The sequence below is a fragment of the Acinetobacter sp. PK01 genome (assembly GCF_022819285.1).
GTDB lineage: Bacteria > Pseudomonadota > Gammaproteobacteria > Pseudomonadales > Moraxellaceae > Acinetobacter > Acinetobacter tandoii.
This window is the reverse complement of record NZ_CP094643.1, coordinates 2,748,115-2,765,260: the sequence shown is the minus strand read 5'-3', so window position 1 is coordinate 2,765,260 and position 17,146 is coordinate 2,748,115. Positions and strand designations below refer to the sequence as shown.

The 17,146-nt window shown below is 42.3% G+C and carries 15 protein-coding genes; 7 read left to right on the top strand and 8 right to left on the bottom strand.

Translation table 11 applies throughout. The annotated features are described in order from the left end of the window. Positions 1 to 19: 19 nt before the first annotated feature. Entirely contained in the window at positions 20 to 427 is a 408-nt protein-coding gene (locus tag MP622_RS13045) for a DNA polymerase III subunit chi (protein WP_243791301.1), read from the bottom strand. Next, positions 420 to 1,868, bottom strand: coding sequence for a leucyl aminopeptidase (locus MP622_RS13040; protein WP_016168492.1), 1,449 nt, complete (start codon positions 1,866 to 1,868; stop codon positions 420 to 422). Before MP622_RS13040 ends, MP622_RS13045 begins: the two co-directional genes overlap by 8 nt. A 159-nt stretch (positions 1,869 to 2,027) precedes the next feature. On the opposite strand from MP622_RS13040, the gene lptF reads away from it, so the two are divergent. The 4 genes from lptF to MP622_RS13020 all read left to right on the top strand — a co-directional run bounded on the left by lptF (position 2,028) and on the right by MP622_RS13020 (position 7,059). After that, the gene (gene lptF / locus MP622_RS13035) at positions 2,028 to 3,128 is read left to right on the top strand and encodes an LPS export ABC transporter permease LptF (RefSeq protein WP_243791300.1); all 1,101 of its coding nucleotides are present in this window, start codon (positions 2,028 to 2,030) and stop codon (positions 3,126 to 3,128) included. 1 nt (position 3,129) lies between these two features. Next, positions 3,130 to 4,200, top strand: coding sequence for an LPS export ABC transporter permease LptG (lptG, locus tag MP622_RS13030; protein ID WP_243791298.1), 1,071 nt, complete (start codon positions 3,130 to 3,132; stop codon positions 4,198 to 4,200). A 121-nt stretch (positions 4,201 to 4,321) separates the two neighbouring features. Continuing rightward, entirely contained in the window at positions 4,322 to 5,869 is a 1,548-nt protein-coding gene (gpmI, locus tag MP622_RS13025; protein WP_016168489.1) for a 2,3-bisphosphoglycerate-independent phosphoglycerate mutase, read from the top strand. A 23-nt stretch (positions 5,870 to 5,892) separates the two neighbouring features. Then, complete coding sequence (locus tag MP622_RS13020) at positions 5,893 to 7,059, top strand: S41 family peptidase (protein ID WP_104441218.1); 1,167 nt, start codon at positions 5,893 to 5,895, stop codon at positions 7,057 to 7,059. Here MP622_RS13020 and MP622_RS13015 read toward each other — a convergent pair whose 3' ends face one another. Genes MP622_RS13015 through MP622_RS13005 form a run of 3 tightly spaced genes read right to left on the bottom strand, consistent with a single transcriptional unit; the run spans position 7,060 to position 10,729 of the window. Beyond that, positions 7,060 to 8,469 (bottom strand): sigma-54 dependent transcriptional regulator, encoded by a 1,410-nt coding sequence (locus MP622_RS13015; RefSeq protein ID WP_243793532.1) that lies wholly within the window; start codon positions 8,467 to 8,469, stop codon positions 7,060 to 7,062. Positions 8,470 to 8,493: 24 nt separating this feature from the next. Further along, complete coding sequence (locus tag MP622_RS13010; protein WP_243791296.1) at positions 8,494 to 10,053, bottom strand: ATP-binding protein; 1,560 nt, start codon at positions 10,051 to 10,053, stop codon at positions 8,494 to 8,496. A gap of 40 nt (positions 10,054 to 10,093) precedes the next feature. Next, positions 10,094 to 10,729 (bottom strand): response regulator, encoded by a 636-nt coding sequence (locus MP622_RS13005; RefSeq protein ID WP_016168485.1) that lies wholly within the window; start codon positions 10,727 to 10,729, stop codon positions 10,094 to 10,096. Between the two features lie 217 nt (positions 10,730 to 10,946). On the opposite strand from MP622_RS13005, the gene pbpG reads away from it, so the two are divergent. The 3 genes from pbpG (at position 10,947) to MP622_RS12990 (ending at position 13,586) form a co-directional block, all read left to right on the top strand. Then, on the top strand, positions 10,947 to 12,005 hold the full coding sequence (gene pbpG / locus MP622_RS13000; RefSeq protein ID WP_104441215.1) for a D-alanyl-D-alanine endopeptidase PBP7/8: 1,059 nt from the start codon (positions 10,947 to 10,949) through the stop codon (positions 12,003 to 12,005). A gap of 150 nt (positions 12,006 to 12,155) precedes the next feature. Further along, positions 12,156 to 12,776: a hypothetical protein gene (locus tag MP622_RS12995; protein ID WP_016168483.1), complete on the top strand. Its 621-nt coding sequence runs from the start codon at positions 12,156 to 12,158 to the stop codon at positions 12,774 to 12,776. 27 nt (positions 12,777 to 12,803) lie between these two features. Further along, entirely contained in the window at positions 12,804 to 13,586 is a 783-nt protein-coding gene (locus tag MP622_RS12990; protein WP_243791294.1) for a hypothetical protein, read from the top strand. A 62-nt stretch (positions 13,587 to 13,648) separates the two neighbouring features. Here the strand turns inward: MP622_RS12990 and thrC are convergent, their stop codons facing one another. From thrC to MP622_RS12975, 3 genes are all read right to left on the bottom strand, one after another. Then, complete coding sequence (thrC, locus tag MP622_RS12985; RefSeq protein WP_016168481.1) at positions 13,649 to 14,788, bottom strand: threonine synthase; 1,140 nt, start codon at positions 14,786 to 14,788, stop codon at positions 13,649 to 13,651. A 57-nt stretch (positions 14,789 to 14,845) separates the two neighbouring features. After that, complete coding sequence (locus tag MP622_RS12980) at positions 14,846 to 16,150, bottom strand: homoserine dehydrogenase (RefSeq protein WP_016168480.1); 1,305 nt, start codon at positions 16,148 to 16,150, stop codon at positions 14,846 to 14,848. Between the two features lie 124 nt (positions 16,151 to 16,274). Next, the gene (locus tag MP622_RS12975) at positions 16,275 to 17,090 is read right to left on the bottom strand and encodes a DsbC family protein (RefSeq protein WP_044738788.1); all 816 of its coding nucleotides are present in this window, start codon (positions 17,088 to 17,090) and stop codon (positions 16,275 to 16,277) included. Between the last annotated feature and the right edge of the window lie 56 nt (positions 17,091 to 17,146).

Here is a 17,146-nt window from a genome sequence, read left to right as displayed (position 1 = left end):
TCTCCCTAAGGTTGAACAGTTAAAGCTTGAAAGTTTGAGGTTCAATGCCTAAACGTCGATATTGTTTAAATTTTTCACGACCGAGCTGTTTAGCAGAATCATTATTTTCAATAATTTCTATAATTTGGCTAAATTCATGAAATTGATCAAGTGCCTGATTGTTAAAATTAAACACAATCCAATCATTTTCTGTGGGTAAGCGTGCCGAGATGCAGACATTTGCATGTTCTTGGTCAATACCATGTCCAATAAAGCTGGTTGCATCGAAACTCCATAAACGTTCATCCAATTGCTGCTGTAATGCAGCATCGGGGCAATAGAGCCAAATCCGTTTGGGTTGACGCAGAATTTTACGACACAAACGGCAAGTACTTTCGACTTGCCGTTCTGGACTTTTTTCAAACAGATAAAAGCTAACTTTAGCCATTCGTATTAACACGGTTGGCTAAGAATTGCATTAACAACGGTACTGGACGGCCTGTTGCACCTTTGCTGCTGCCCGAAAGCCATGCAGTGCCTGCAATATCTAAATGTGCCCAACGGTATTCACGGGTAAAGCGTTGCAAGAAGCATGCAGCGGTTACTGCACCTGCTTTTGGACCACCAATGTTACCAATGTCAGCAAAAGGTGAATCAAGCTGCTCTTGATAATCATCAATCACAGGCATACGCCATACACGGTCAAAGCTGGTCTGACCTGCGGCATTTAATTCAGCAGCGAGTTCATCATCTGGGGTAAACATGCCTGTTAAGACAGAACCTAAAGCCACCACACATGCACCTGTTAAGGTCGCAATATCAATCACCAATTCAGGGTTAAAACGTTTGATGTAGGTTAGGGTATCACAGAGCACCAAACGGCCTTCAGCATCGGTATTCAAAATTTCAACCGTTTGACCACTCATACTGGTGACAATATCCCCTGGGCGGGTTGCATGACCAGAAGGCATATTTTCTGCGGCGGCAATTGCACCTACCACATGAATTGGTAACTTAGCTTCACATAAAGCACGTAAGGTGCCAAGTACAGAGGCGGCACCACACATATCGAATTTCATTTCGTCCATGCCTAGACCTGGTTTCAGTGAAATGCCACCTGTGTCGAAAGTGATGCCTTTGCCAACCAAAACGATAGGTGCTTGATCTGGCTGACCTTTATATTCGAGAGTAATAATACGACCTGGGCGGTCTGAACCACGGCTGACCGCTAAAAAGGCAAACATGCCCAGATCTGCCATTTCCTGTTCATTAATGATGGTGACTTTGAGTTGTTCTGGGTATTGTTGTGCCAAAGCCAAAGCTTGATCGGCTAAATATTCAGGGAAACAGATATTGCCCGGACGGTTGCCTAAGTCACGTGCATAATCCTGACCCGATTGAATGGCTTGAATCAGGCTTAATTGTGAATTATTTAAAGGACTTTGCGCAGCAATGAGTCCGATTTCATTGAGTAAAAATTCGTTCTTTTTCGATTTAAACTCATCATAACCATAAGCCGCTTGGGTCAGGCTTAAGGCAAATAAATAATGCAAGGCTTCAGGCAAAGCATTCAGATCAACTTGAATCTGCTGATATTTTTTTTGTGAAGATTTGATAATAGTTTGTGCAATTTTTGCTAATTTTGCAGGTTGCAAATCTTCAACTTTGTCGAGTCCAATCAGAGTGGCATGGGCAAATTCAGGAATCTTTGCCAAGAGTGGTAAAGTTTCGTTGAATCCAGCTTTAAATTGCGTAGCTTGTGCAATTTGCTCTAAGTCATTGATTTGATATGTTGATGCGATCTGAGCAAGCTGAGTATTGTCGGCTAAAATGAATAAAGCCTGATTGTTAGCGGGAGCGGGTAGAGCGGTATTCAAGCTGAGTTTCATAGGGGGTCTTCACGCCTTTGAGGGTTTTAAGTCATTCAGCCATTGAAACATTTTTATGGTTCGAGTTTCAATGCAGAAGCAGGGGAATAGGTTTTATATTTTTAACATTCGGGTAAACTAACGGTAGTTTTTACTCTTTTTGAAATTGGAAGAATCAATTTGATTATTCGGCGTTATTTAGTCAAGCAAGTGGTGTCTAATTCATTGGTTGTGATTGGCTTGTTGACCTTAATCATGATGGGTGGCCGATTAATCAAGTATTTCGGCGTAGCTGCTCAAGGTCGTTTAGATGCAGGCATTTTATTCAGCATCATCGGTTATCGTTTGCCTGAGTTTTTAACGCTGATTTTTCCCTTGGGTTTCTTCATTGGTCTCATGCTGGTGTTTGGTCGTTTATATGTCGACCATGAAATGGCTGTGCTAAATGGCAGTGGCGTTAGTAGACATCAATTGGCACGTATGCTTATTCCCTTGACCTTGGTGTTTATGCTGTTACAGGGTGTGTTAATGCTGTGGATGTCGCCTTGGGGCTTACGTCAATTTGAACAGCTCACCACCAGTCAGGCAGTTCGTACAGGTTTTGATTTGGTGCGCCCGAAAGAATTCATTTCTTCAGGCCCTTATACTATCTACGCTGGCGATTTATCAGAAGATCGGCGAAATCTAAAAGATATTTTCTTTTATCAGCGTGCAGAAAAAGAAGGTAAGCCTGATGTCATGATTTTGGCCAAAGAGGCAACACGGGTTGAAGTCGCGAATGACACTGCCAATGTGGTCGATTTGGTACAAGGTCGTCGTTATGAAATTTATCCAGGTCAGCCAAAATATACCCAAGCCGAATTTCAAAGTTATCGCTTACGTTTAGAAAATGATAAAGAAGCTAAATTCGAAAGCTCAGAAGTTGAGGCCTTAACCACGGGTAAGTTATGGCAAAACCGTAATGATCCAATTGTGGCCAGCGAGTTGGGTTGGCGGATGTTCGTTCCACTGGTCATGATTGTAGCATTAGGATTAGCCGTAGCTTTATCTGAAGTGAGTCCACGTCAGGGACGTTATTTAAAACTATTTCCTGCACTGTTAATTTTTGCCAGTTTAATTGTCGCGATGATGGCGATTAAAACGCGTGTCAGCAAACAGGAAATTGGAATTTGGGCCTACCCATTGGTGCTTTTTGTCTATGCAATTGCAGCCGCGATTTTCTCGCGTAAGCAAAAACTAGCTCCAAAAATTAAGAAGCAGATTCAGCGAGTGAGGTCTTAAAATGTTTGCACGTCGTATTGTCGCGAAACATGTGACTAAGACCACAGCCTATGCCATGTTGGGGGCGACAGCGGTCTTGTCGGTATTACAGATTCTATTTACCTATTTAGGCGAATTGAGTGAACTGAACGATACCTATACTGCTTGGCAGGCGCTGATTTATGTCTTATGGGGCGCACCACGGTACTTATATGAGATTTTGCCGATTGCTGCTTTGATTGGAGCAGTATTAGGTTTGGGAACAATGGCATCCAACAGTGAATTGATTGTGATGCGTTCCATCGGGATTAGCCTGTGGCGTATTGTCGGCTGGGTGATTCGTTCAGCTTTAATTTTAGTGATTTTATCCTTCGTCTTAAGTGAGTGGGTGATTCCTTATACCAATGAACAGGCCAAGAGTGTGAAAAGTCACCGTAGCGTTGCGGCGTTAGGTGAGGTCAAAGGCTATTGGACTCGAGAAGGGCAGCGCTTTATTTATATTGATTATGCCAACTCACAAGGTCAATTGCGGAATATTCAAGTGGTTGATTTTGACCAAGAATATCGTTTGAATAGCATACTGAATGCTGAACAGGGACAATTTGTTCAGGATGGTCGTTGGAATTTGCAAGATACCGAACAAATGGCAATTCAGGATGCGGGCAATGCAATCAAACGTGATGCAGCGCAACAACCTTTGGCTTTGGCATTGCAACCGAAATATGTCCACATGGTGACCATTGATCCTGAAGATTTATCACCAAGCCAACTGGTGAGTTTTATGCGGTATATGCATGAATATAGCCAAGTCCCAAAAACCTATCAGTTGGCATTCTGGCAAAAAGTCGGTTCGCCATTTGCTTTAATTGCACTGGTTTTAATCGCCTGTTCTTTTATTTTCGGACCTTTGCGCCAACAATCCATGGGTTTCCGTTTGGTGATTGCCTTATTTATTGGCTTAGGATTCTTCTATTTACAAGATTTTCTGGGTTATGCCAGTTTGGTCTATAGTCCATCGCCCGCTTGGTTCGTCTTTGTCCCGATTGTCATTATGTTTGTGGTTGGTGGTTATTTATTGCGCCGTGCTCGCTAGGAATTTGTACAGATTGACGAAAACAATCTGTACAAGTGAGTTTAAGCCTGTTGCATACATGGAGTCTTGCACGAAAATTCGGTAAGATATAGCGACCAATTTATAGACAAGAGTGTAAATCATGACGGATGCAATTGCTGGCAAAGTCCCCCACGTATTGGTAATTATGGATGGTATTGGACACCGTGAAGCGGTTAAAGATAATGCCTTCCTTGCAGCACAACGACCAAACTTGACTGCTATGCAACAAAAACATCCGCATGGATTAATCTCTGGTTCTGGTGAAGACGTTGGCTTGCCAGATGGACAAATGGGTAACTCTGAAGTCGGTCATATGAATTTGGGTGCTGGTCGTGTGTTGTATCAGGACTTTACTCGAATTACCAAAGATATTCGTACAGGCGCTTTCTTTGAACAGCAAGTTTTGATTGATGCGGTTGAAAAAGCCAAAGCCGCTCAAGGTGCAGTCCATATTATGGGTTTGCTCTCAGAAGGTGGTGTACATTCACACGAAGACCATATTGTCGCGATGGCAGAGCTTGCACTGAAACGTGGTGCGAAGGTGTATTTACACGCCTTCTTAGATGGTCGTGACACACCACCAAAAAGTGCACAACCTTCATTAGAAAAACTCGATGCTTTATTTGCGCAATATCCAAATCAAGGACGTATTGCCACCCTGATTGGTCGTTACTATGCCATGGACCGTGACAATCGCTGGGATCGCGTGGAACAAGCTTATCGTTTATTGACAGAAGGTGAGGCAGTTCGTACAGCAGCAACGGCAGTTGAAGGCTTAGAGCAAGCATATGCAGCCGATGAATCTGATGAATTTGTCAAAGCAACCCGCATTGGTGATGTGGCTAAAGTTCAAGACGGTGACAGCATTGTCTTTATGAATTTCCGTGCTGACCGTGCGCGTGAAATTACTAAAGCTTTTGTAGAGCAAGATTTTGCTGGTTTCGAACGTAAAGTTGTGCCGAACTTGTCAATGTTCGTCATGTTGACACGTTATCAAGCAACTATTGATGCCCCTGTGGCTTATATGCCTGAGGCATTACATAATTCATTGGGTGAATACCTTTCGACTTTAGGTAAAACACAGTTGCGTATTGCGGAAACTGAGAAATACGCGCATGTGACGTTCTTCTTTAGTGGTGGCCGTGAAGATGAATATCCAGGTGAAAAACGTATCCTAATTCCATCACCGAATGTGGCGACCTATGATTTAAAACCAGAAATGAGCGCTTATGAAGTGACTGATGAGCTGGTCGCAGCGATTAATTCGGGTGAATATGATCTGTTGGTAGTGAATTATGCCAATGGTGACATGGTCGGACATACAGGTGTATTCCAAGCAGCAGTGAAAGCTGTAGAAGCGGTGGATACCTGTTTAGGCCGTGTCTACGATGCAGTGATGGCCAAAAAAGGGCATATGTTGATTACTGCCGACCACGGTAATGTAGAGCAAATGCAGGATTACGTGAGCGGTCAAGTGCATACTCAACATACAACGGAATTGGTGCCGTTTATTTATGTGGGGCCAACGCAAGCTACAATCGCAGAAGGTGGTGTATTGGCTGACGTAGCACCAACCTTGTTAAACTTGATGCACTTACCCGTTCCAGCAGAAATGCAAGGTCGCAACCTTATTACCCTACAAGCCTAATTCGGCTTTTTATAGGTGAATCAATGACACAACACTTGAAATTTGCTATTTCCTTAACAGCGGTATTCATGTGTTGTGGACCTGCAATTGGGGCAGTGAATGAGACTGACACTGCTCCAGATTTTGATGAAGTCGAACAAAGTTATCCCGAAGTCCCTGTTGAATCGATTCAGCAATTTGTCCAGATTTATGGCATTGTCAAAGACAATTACGTCGATAATAAAAATGATGAACAACTTTTCCAGCAAGCCATTCAAGGTTTGGTGAGTGGTTTAGATCGCTATTCTCGTTATTTATCCCCCGAAGATTATAAGCAGTTGGTGCAATACACCGATGGTGACTTGGCTTCGGTTGATTTTAATTTAAGTTATGACAATCAGCGACAGTGGACCATTCAAGGACTCAAGCCAGAAGCCGATGCCTATAAGCAAGGCTTACGTAATGGCGTTTCCGTTTTCAAAATTGATGATCAAGAATTAAGAAAGTTGAACCGTGAACAGGTCAATGCGTTGTTGTATGGTTCGATTGGCTCGACTTTGAGTGTGCAATTGGGGCAGACCACCAAGCCAATTAGCTTGGTTCGGACCAAGAAAATTGAAACAGACATTGAGGCACAACTGCTACATAACCAAGTGCTACTGCTTAAAGTTCGGGTATTCCAACAAGATACAGCCAATGAAATTAAGCGTTTAATTGAAGAAAATAACCCATCTCGTCTTAAGGCCGTGCTAATTGATTTGCGAAATAACCCTGGTGGTTTATTGTCTGCAGCAGTGGAAACGGCAGACCTATTTTTAAATCAGGGCATTATTGTCACCACCAAAAGCCGTTCTGAAGGCAATCAACAATTTCAAGCCTTACCGAGTTCAGAATTCCAGAATTTAAAAGTGGGTGTGTTAATTAATGCCCGCTCAGCATCAGCAGCGGAAGTATTTACGGCGGCGATGAAAGAGCATCGTCGCGCGTGGGTGATTGGGGAAAAAAGTTATGGGAAAGGTGTGGTACAGAAACTGTTCCCATTGTCGAATGGTGCTGCGCTACAAATGACGGTATCGCATTATTACACCCCATCGGGCAAAATGATTGAAGGGATTGGCATTCAGCCCGATCAGCTATATCCCTTGCAACATGATATGAAAGAAGAGACTTATCTAGAGCATGTTGCAGAGATTATCGCGAATCGCCGTTAATTATTCATCTGTATCCAGCCCAAACTTTTTCAGGCGATAACGCAAAGAGCGGAAGGACATCCCTAGTTTTTTGGCTGCTAAAGTACGATTCCAATGGGTAATATTCAATGCATTGAGCAGAATCTCTTTCTCAATATTTTCTAGATAAAGTTCCAAACCTTCATCAGGCAGTTTCCGTGGCGCGAGCGTTAATTCTGAAGGTGCTGTCAACATTTGATCGATTGATAATACTGGGGTGTTGACGCTACGGCGCAACGGGGCACTTTGTAAATGCTGTACATCAATATAGTCATCATCACTTAAAGTAATGGCCCGCTCGATAATATTACGCAGTTCACGAACATTGCCTGGATAGTACTGTGCCAGTAAGAAATCTTTCGCACGTGTGGTGAGTGCTTTGACTTCAATTTCCCATTCACGGCAGACTTTCTGAATAAAATGCTGCGCGAGAATTAAAATATCCTGACCACGCTCGCGTAAAGGGGGTAGAACCAGATCCATCACATGGATGCGGAAAAACAGGTCTTGTCGGAATTTACCCTGTTGCACCAGTGATTCTAAGTCTTGATGGCTGGCACTGATCACTCGAAAATCGACATCAATTTCAGTATCTGAGCCAATTGGACGAATGGCTTTTTCTTGAACTGCACGGAGTAATTTGACCTGCATATTCAGTGGTAGTTCGGCAATTTCATCTAGAAATAAACTTCCGCCATGTGCCGATTGAATCAAACCTTGTTTGTCTTGAGTTGCACCTGTAAAGCTGCCTTTTTTGTGTCCAAACAACTCGCTTTCGAGTAGGTCAGAAGGAATCGCACCACAGTTAATGGCAATAAAAGGGCCTTCGTTGCGATTACTGAGGCGATGTACCAAGTTCGCCACAACTTCTTTGCCTGTACCAGATTCACCTGTAATAAACACGGGAGCTTGTGAGCGAGCGATTTTTTTTAAAGTCACGCGGAGTTGTTCGATGGGTGCAGACTGACCAATCAACATGCGTTGTTCAAGTGCATCTTCACTAGAAGCTTGTGGCTGTACAGGATTATTCAGAGCCTTTTGCAAGAGCTGTTCAAGATGAGTTTGTTTAATCGGCTTACTGACAAAGTCAAAAGCCCCCGCTTTGAGTGCGGCAATTGCAATATCCATATTGCCGTAGGCTGTCAGCACTGCGACAGGTAACTGTGGATATCGTTGAGAAATTTCTTCAACCAATTCCAAACCATTGCCGTCAGGAAGATTTAAATCCGTAAAACAAACATCATAATGATGTTCAGACAACATTTTTTTGGCCTGTGCTATACGATAAGCCACATGCGTTTCGATCCCCATACGGCTGAGCATCATTTGCATCAGTGTACATAGGTCTTCTTCGTCATCTACAAATAAAACGAGTGGTTGTTGCGCCACTATAACACCCCAGTAAAAATTGAATTATTAAGTCAGCTGTCGGCATTGAATGCGAAAGCAAGCTCCCTGTTGTTGTTCTACATAGCTTAAGAGGGCTTGATTAGCCTCACAAAAGCTATGTGATAGATATAATCCTAAACCTGTTCCTGTAATCGCAGTACTAAAGAACGGTTGAAACAGGTGGGCTTGATCCTGAATCGCCACGCCTTCCCCAAAATCACACACATCAATGTGAATGTTTTTATCCTGCGTATAGCAGTGGAGTTCTATTGTACTGCGTTCAGGTGAATTATGTCGGATTGCATTGCGAATTAAATTAATTAATACCTGTCTAAATTGTGCCTCATCAAAATTTAAGCTGAGTTGAGGAGCAATGTGACATAAAATTTTGGTTTTAAGATCCGGCAGATCTTCCTGAATAAAAAGAGGAATAAAATGATCAAGCTGAATGGTAATGGGTTGAGTGGCTTGATTACGCACCATACTTAAGGTGTCTTGCACAATTTTGTCAATGCGTTTGGTCTGCTTACTAATCATTTGGCTCAGCGTTTGCTGCTGATCAACCGTACTATGTGGCAAGAGCTCATTGGCCTGAACAATAGCGGCTAATGGATTACGAATTTCATGTGCAATACTGGCTGAGAGTTGTCCCAGTGCAGCCAATTTTAATTGTTGTACCTGCTGATTCATCTTCTGCCCATCTTGAATTACCAAAAGTGTCAGTATCTGCTGTGGGACAATCAGTTTCTGAACTTCAATATGCAAATGGTAGCGGCTAAGCTGAGATTCAAACTGAAATTTCTCCCCGTTTTGTACCTGAGCAAAATCCAGTAACTCAAACAAATCAGGTTGTAATTTATACAGTGGATATTTATCAAAGGCATAAAATGGTGCAATGCCCAATAAAGCACAGGCGGCAGGGTTACTTAAAACAATATGGCAGTTTTCATCTAAGACCAGATAGCCTGTTTCAATTTGTTCCAAGATATAACGATTAATATTTTGTAGGCGTTTTAATTCCTGTGATTGGGAAAAGTTGACATGATCGAGCAGTTGAAAACGTCGAACTGCAATTTGCCCACAAGCATAAAAGACAAAAAATAAAACCGCCAAGATCACACTATTCCCCAGATTCTGGAATGAGTGTTGGGTTAGAAAGCTGATCAAGAATTGTTGATAGATAACAGCAATCACCGCAATGAGGGTAATAATTAACGCTTTCTGTGTAGTGAGGAGTAATGACGCTGCAAAAATGGTGGTTAAGAACAGAATACTGATACTTAAACTTGGACCATTGGTGGCGATGGTGAGTAGACTTAAAGCTACAACATCGATAATGAAAATGAATGCAAACTGTTGTGGAATATGTTGTTTAAAATGTTTGAGATTAAAAAATTGTACGCAGTTAATGAAAAAATAGCCCCAGAGTACATAAAAATACAGTTGAGGAAATTCGTAGTTGGTTGCTAATTCATTTTGGGTCAGAATAAAAATCAGGACCAGACAACTGGTGATTAATAAGCGGTAAGCGGCATACCATAGCCCAAAAAAGTATTGATTTAATTCGAAATATTGGGAATTTTGCATGCTGCAAACCGATTATGAGATTGAAAGTTATAGTTTTATTTTAAGGTTTGATGAGACCGTAACGAATCGCTAGATGTGTGAGTTTTACATCGCTATCGATATTTAGTTTTTCAAAAATACGGTAACGATAGGTATTGACTGTTTTTACACTCACGAAAAGTTTATCTGCAATTTCTTGCGCGCTAATACAGTTTACCACCATCATGGCGACTTGCATTTCACGCTCAGACAGAGCGTCAAACGGTGATTGTTGCGTGTCGGATAAATAAGAGCTTGCGAGTTGCTCTGCAATATCGGCGCTGAAGTATTTGCCACCTTGCATGACTTTATTAATGGCACGGACCATTTCACTGACAGGAGCACCTTTGGTGATATAGCCTTTAGCACCCGCTTTAAGGAGTAAAGAAGGGTAAGGTTCTTCGGCTAGACCACTCACGGCCAAAACTTTAGTCTCAGGCGCAGTCTGTAACAAGCGGCGAGTAGTTTCTACGCCACCAATGCCAGGCATATTAACATCGAGTAAGACAACGTTGGGGTGATGTTGGCGAACCAGATTAATAGCTTCTTCACCAGATTCCGCCTGACCAATCACTTGTACATCGGCATGATCTTCTAGCATACGGCAAATACCAGTACGGACTAATTCATGGTCATCCACCACTAAAACTGTAATCACCGATTTCTCCCTCTGGCTAAAAAAATTACATCATTTTTGTTACATAAAGCAAAATAAGCTTGCAATGAAACGACAAAATTAGCAATCCTATTCTTATTCCGAAATTAAAAGTTTTGCACAATAGCGCGAACAGAAAATTCCCGTTGCTGTGTAAATGTAAGGCATATTTGAGGTAATACGCAAATGTATCTTACCTCCCTGAGTTGAGTAAACGATTGTGAAAAATTCTAAGAAGTCATTCATGCATGTGTTGAGTATGTCTATTCTACTCAGCCTGAGTTCAACCAGCTTTGCTGAACTCGTCATTAATCCTTCCTCGGGGAGTGTTGGTCAGGCTTCAATGAACTGGTCTTCAGAGGAAGCGAGTCAATTATTAAATAGTGATGTTTCTTCACTTGCTGAGGAAGTGTCTCCGCAAGGATCAACCAAAGTCACCACGACGGTTCGCAGCTCAAATGGGGTACCAACCTATTCTGCGCCGAAAACGGTTCATATTATTGATACCTCTGCGGGTTATAGCAGTCAACCTTCTGTAAGTGCCCGTGCAGCGCTGGTCATGGATGCGCAAACAGGTGAGGTGCTTTATAGTAAAAATACCAATGCTGCATTACCAATTGCTTCAATTACTAAATTAATGACAGCAGTTGTTATTGCTGATGCACGTTTAGACATGTCTGAGGAAATTACCTTACAGTCGGTCGATTTTGCAGGAGCAGGTGGTAAAAATTCGAGTTCAACGCTACGTGCAGGGGATAGCATGAACCGTGCAGAAGCGTTGCTTTTTGCTTTAATGAAATCGGAAAATCCAGCGGCAGCAGCGTTAGCGCGAACGTATCCAGGAGGACGTAGTGCTTTCATTGCGGCAATGAATGCCAAAGCGCGTGCATTGGGCATGAATTCAACCCATTATGTTGAATCTACAGGACTTGATCCACACAATGTCGCATCAGCACGTGATTTGGGAATTTTGGTGAGTACTGCATCGCAATATGGTTTAATTCGTCAGTTTTCAACCACGGCAAGTTACGATTTTAACTTGGGATATCGTGTCTTAAAATCAAACAATACCAATGCTTTAGTGCGTAACGGTGGTTGGAATATCAACCTGTCCAAAACAGGTTATATCAATGAGGCAGGGCGTTGTGTCGTGATGCATACCACCTTGAATTCTCGTCCAGCAGTTGTGGTGATTTTAGGCGCGAGTTCATCTCAAAGTCGAACTGAAGATGCAACCCGTTTAATGACGTGGGCAAGTCAGTTACCAAAACGAATTTAATTTCTATCTTTAAAAAGACTCTTCTTAATGAAGAGTTTTTTTATGCCTATGAACTGCGACACAGCTTGTCTTAAAGATGAGTTTTTGACTATTTTTTGTATGTAGAATGCGTATGATAGCGAAATAACAAGATCATGACTGAGTCTGACTATGAATGCGATGCAACATGCTCGAATTTCAGCGAAACGTTGGGGTGGTGAGCCAGAAGATTATTATGAATTACATGCATTTATTGATAGTACCAAAAGTTTATGTAGTGATGCTCGACATCGAATTTTACATACTCTGTGGGGAATAAATTCAGTTGTGATCCCGATATTTGGTCATAGTGTTCAGAACAGTGCGGGCAAATCGATTGATATAAAAGACCTATGTGAACGTGATCATTTATTGGTAGATTATCAGCAGCGCTTTATTCCTACTTTAAGTGACTTTGTTCACGCCATTGATACAAGCCGATTACCTCAAAATTTAGAACGACATTTAGAACAATTACATCAAGTCTACGCCCAAAACCCAATTGCATCCCAATTAATGCTTTCACCTTTGGCACAAACAGGGAAGTTGCATTCTTTACTTTTTACCCATAACAGTTGGTTTATTTACGATATTTTACCGCGAATAGGCGTATTACCGAATTTACAGAATATTGTCTATAGTCCAGATGACATCTTCCACGCGATGCACTTTGAACTGTGGATGGATAATGGCATGGCAATTCCGCAAAGTGCGCAAGCATTACATCAAAGAAAACAACAAAGCTTCGTTTAAGCGTAGCTAAAAAATCAGGAGATGGCTATGACCACCTACGTTATTCGTGCAAAATACTTCGGCTATAACGATGAAGTTTTTTATGTTGCAGGCAATCGTATTAGCAATGTTTTTCAAGATCAGGCTGAAGCCGAAGCGGCTTATCAGAAGCTGGAGGTTGAGGGTGCACGAGATTTTGCGCTATACGAAGTAGAATCTTTATTTGATGCAGATGAAGCCACGTTAAAACAATTGGATGAATTTGTTTTTTCACGTTGTGGTGAGCACATTTACCAAGATGGAGAGATTTCTCGAGATGTGCTACCAAGCAGTTTGAGTGATGCTGATACGTTTAGTTTTGTACAAATGGCTGAAATGCAAAAATTTCAATTGGTCCATTTTGATCATGAAGTGAAGTTTTATGGTTTGTGGTCGACCAAGAAACAGCAATGGCTTGAAGAGCATGACGAATTTTTTGCAGGGCTCATTTATGCTGAAAGCCCAGAATTACTCAAGGACAAAATTGAATCTATCTTTAAGGATTACGATTATTCAGATATTGAATTAGAGGGTTCATTGGAGTCCTTATCGGATCAGCCTATTTTGTTAAAAGCACTGATTCAGGCGGAGTATGCTTTAAGCTATGATGAAGATAAACAAATTTTGAATATCGGACTTTGGCAAAATGAGGCTTTATACGCAGTGAATGCATTGCTCAAACAACCTTTATTTGAGATTAAGCAAATTGAGTTAGAAGAAATTCAGCGTTTGGAAAAAGAACTCGCAAAAATGCATAGTTATGATGAAGATTATGAATATGATGAAGAATAATCTTTGACATGAAATAAAAAAACCAGTTGCGAGCAACTGGTTTTTTTAGTGCAAGTGGAAACTTACATATTTGAAAGAATCGAATCTTTTACTTGGCTCATTGTTGCATCAATTGACAACATAACTGCATCAGCACATTGTTTGATTGCAGTGTCAGGATCTTTCAAGCCATTACCCGTTACTGTACATACAATGACTGAACCTTCAGCAATTTTACCCGCTTTAATATCACGAATTGCACCACCGATAGAAGCAGCAGAAGCAGGCTCTACAAATACGCCCTCATACATAGAAAGCAAACGTTGTGCTTCTAGAATTTCAGCATCTTGTAGCTCATCGAACCAGCCTTTAGAGTCACGTACTACAGCTTTCGCATGGTTCCAGCTTTGTGGGTTACCAATACGAATTGCGGTTGCAACCGTTTCAGGATGTTCAACTGGCGCACCACGCAAGAATGGAGCAGCCCCCGCAGCTTGATAACCCACCATGGTTGGTAGGCCTTCAGGTTTCGGACCTGTGAATTGATCTGTCGCAGCATCATAAACCACTTGTTCAAACTGATCAGCAGGTTGGTTTGCTACGGCTTCGGTATAACCCATCCAGTGCGCAGTAATGTTGCCCGCGTTACCTACAGGTAAGCAGTGATAGTCTGGCGCACGGCCTAAAGCTTCAACGATTTCGTAAGCAATAGTTTTTTGACCTTGTAAACGATACGGGTTGATTGAGTTAACAATCGTCACAGGTGCTTGATCCGCAACTTCTTTCACTAGGCGCATACCATCGTCAAAGTTTCCGCGAATTTGCATGGTGATTGCACCATACATCATTGCTTGCGCCATTTTACCCATGGCAATTTTGCCTTCAGGAATTAACACAAATGCTTTGATGCCAGCACGCGCTGCATAGGCAGCAGCCGCAGCAGAAGTATTACCTGTAGATGCACAGATAATTGCTTTTGAACCGTCTTCAACCGCTTTGGTCACAGCCATAGTCATGCCGCGGTCTTTGAATGAGCCTGTCGGGTTCAAGCCTTCGTACTTCACATAAATTTCAACATCTTTACCAATAATACGTGGAATATTCTCCAACTTAATGAGCGGGGTATTACCTTCGCCTAAAGAGATTCCACGAGTAGTAGCAGACACTGGTAAACGGTCACGATAACGGTCAACTAAACCAGTATAACGATTGGCATTCGACATGATGATGTTCCAATTATGGGTAGAGCTTGGCAAGGGGGAATCGCCCCCTTGACCCGATTAATTATCAAGCGATTCTAAACGAATTCGCACAATTTCGCCATGAATAGCTGGCAAGGCTTGGATTTGCTTCAATGCTTCATCCATCTTCGATTCAACCACTGGATCGGTCAGAATCACGATTGGAATCAGGTCTTTTAAGCGTGATTGTTGCATGATGGCATCAATGCTGATACCTGCACGGCTTAAAATCGTGGTGACGTCAGCGAGCACACCAGTTTGATCTTCGGCATTCAAACGAATGTAGTATCCTGTGGTCATTTCTTCACGGCTTAAGATTGGCATATCGGTTAATGCTTCAAATGCCAATTGAGGAATAGTCCCTGCACCATCTTCGGTATAGGAAATATCGCGAACGATATCTACTACATCGGCAACAACAGCAGACGCTGTTGGACCTGCACCTGCACCCGCACCGTAATACAAGGTTGGACCTACGGCATTGGCTTGAACCAGAACGGCATTTTTTACACCATTCACATTGGCAATCAGTTCTTCGGCTGGAATAAGGGTCGGATGAACGCGTAGTTCAATGCCTTTTTCTGCACGACGTGCAATCCCCAAATGTTTGATGCGGAAACCGAGTTCTTCAGCATATTTGACATCTTGTGCGGTGACTTTACTGATGCCTTCGGTATAGACCTTGTCAAACTGTAAAGGAATACCAAATGCACAAGAAGCCAAAATCGTCAGTTTATGTGCGGCATCAATTCCTTCAACGTCGAAGGTTGGATCAGCTTCTGCATAACCTAATTCTTGCGCTTCTTGTAATACATCTTCAAAGGCACGACCTTTGTCACGCATTTCAGTCAGGATGAAGTTGCCTGTACCGTTAATGATGCCTGCCAACCAATCAATTTTATTGGCAGCCAAACCTTCACGAATAACTTTAATAATGGGAATACCGCCTGCAACGGCAGCTTCATAGGCGATTTGTACGGCATTGTCTTCTGCCGCTTTAAATAATTCATTGCCATGTTCAGCCAATAAAGCCTTGTTGGCGGTTACGACTTGTTTGCCATGCTTGATGGCTTCCATGATGACTTCATAGGCAGGATGAATCCCGCCCATAACCTCTACAACAACATCGACATCGGGTTGACGTACGATGTCCATCAGGTCTGCACTTTGTTTTACAGAAGCTGGAAGATCAAGGTCTGGACGCGGACGACGAGTACCGACATGGGTAATTTCAATTCCTCGACCGGTGCGACGTTTAATTTCAGCAGCGTTTTCTTTTAGTAGTTTAAGGGCACCACCACCCACAGTTCCAAGACCGAGGATTGCCAGACGAACTGGTTTCACGTCACACTCCATTTATTTCTTCAATTTTACGCGAATCTAGATCATAGCTAAAAAAACGCTCAGACTCTAGGGTGGAGAGAAGATAATCTCCACCTATAACTAATAGTAAAATAACAAATAAAAATTAGTTATTTAAACGCTGCTCTAATTCTTCAGGACTGAGGTATCCGCCTAAATAAACACCTTCGGTATTATAGATCGCAGGTGTACCATTCACGCCCATATTCAAGCCCAGTTGATATTGATCGCGGACAGGGTTTTTACAGGTAGCAGCAGGTAATTGAGCACCTGCAATCGCTTGGTCAAATGCTGCACGACGATCTGCACTACACCATACGCTTTCCATGGCAGGCATAAACTGTTCGCCACGTGGCCAAGCAATGTAACGGACTTCGATACCCTTAGCGGTAATTTCAGGAATATGTTCGTGCAATTTGTGGCAATACGGGCAGCTTGCATCGGTAAACACATAAACTACATGTTTCGTTTTACCTTGCGCTGGATAAACCAAGAGATCTTCTGTTTTTAAGCTGGCTAAATGCTTTTTATTGGCTGCGGCTTGCAAGTTCTCACTGACATTATGTAGCTTTTTATCACCTAAGCGAATGACATCGCCTTGAATTAAGAATTTACCGTCACTGGTGGCATAGACTGAACTCATACCTTCCAAGTTCACCCAATATAGATTAGGGACTTCGGTGGGTTTGATATCAATAATTTTGGCCTGAATACCCGCAGTTTTAAAATGTTGCTCTAAAGTTTTAATCAGGCGTTGTTGTGCATTGCGTTCAGAGAGATTTGATGCTTCTCCAGTGGCAGGTGCACTCGCTGTGAGCGTATTTTGCTTTTTGTCATCATTATTTGAATTTGAACATGCCGTGAGAGCTAAACTGCCTGCCAAGGTACATGCAATAAATAATTTTGTGCGGGTAAATGACATATAAAACCCTTTCTTTTAGGTATAAAAACAGGAAGCTAGCATAACAAAAAAATCTT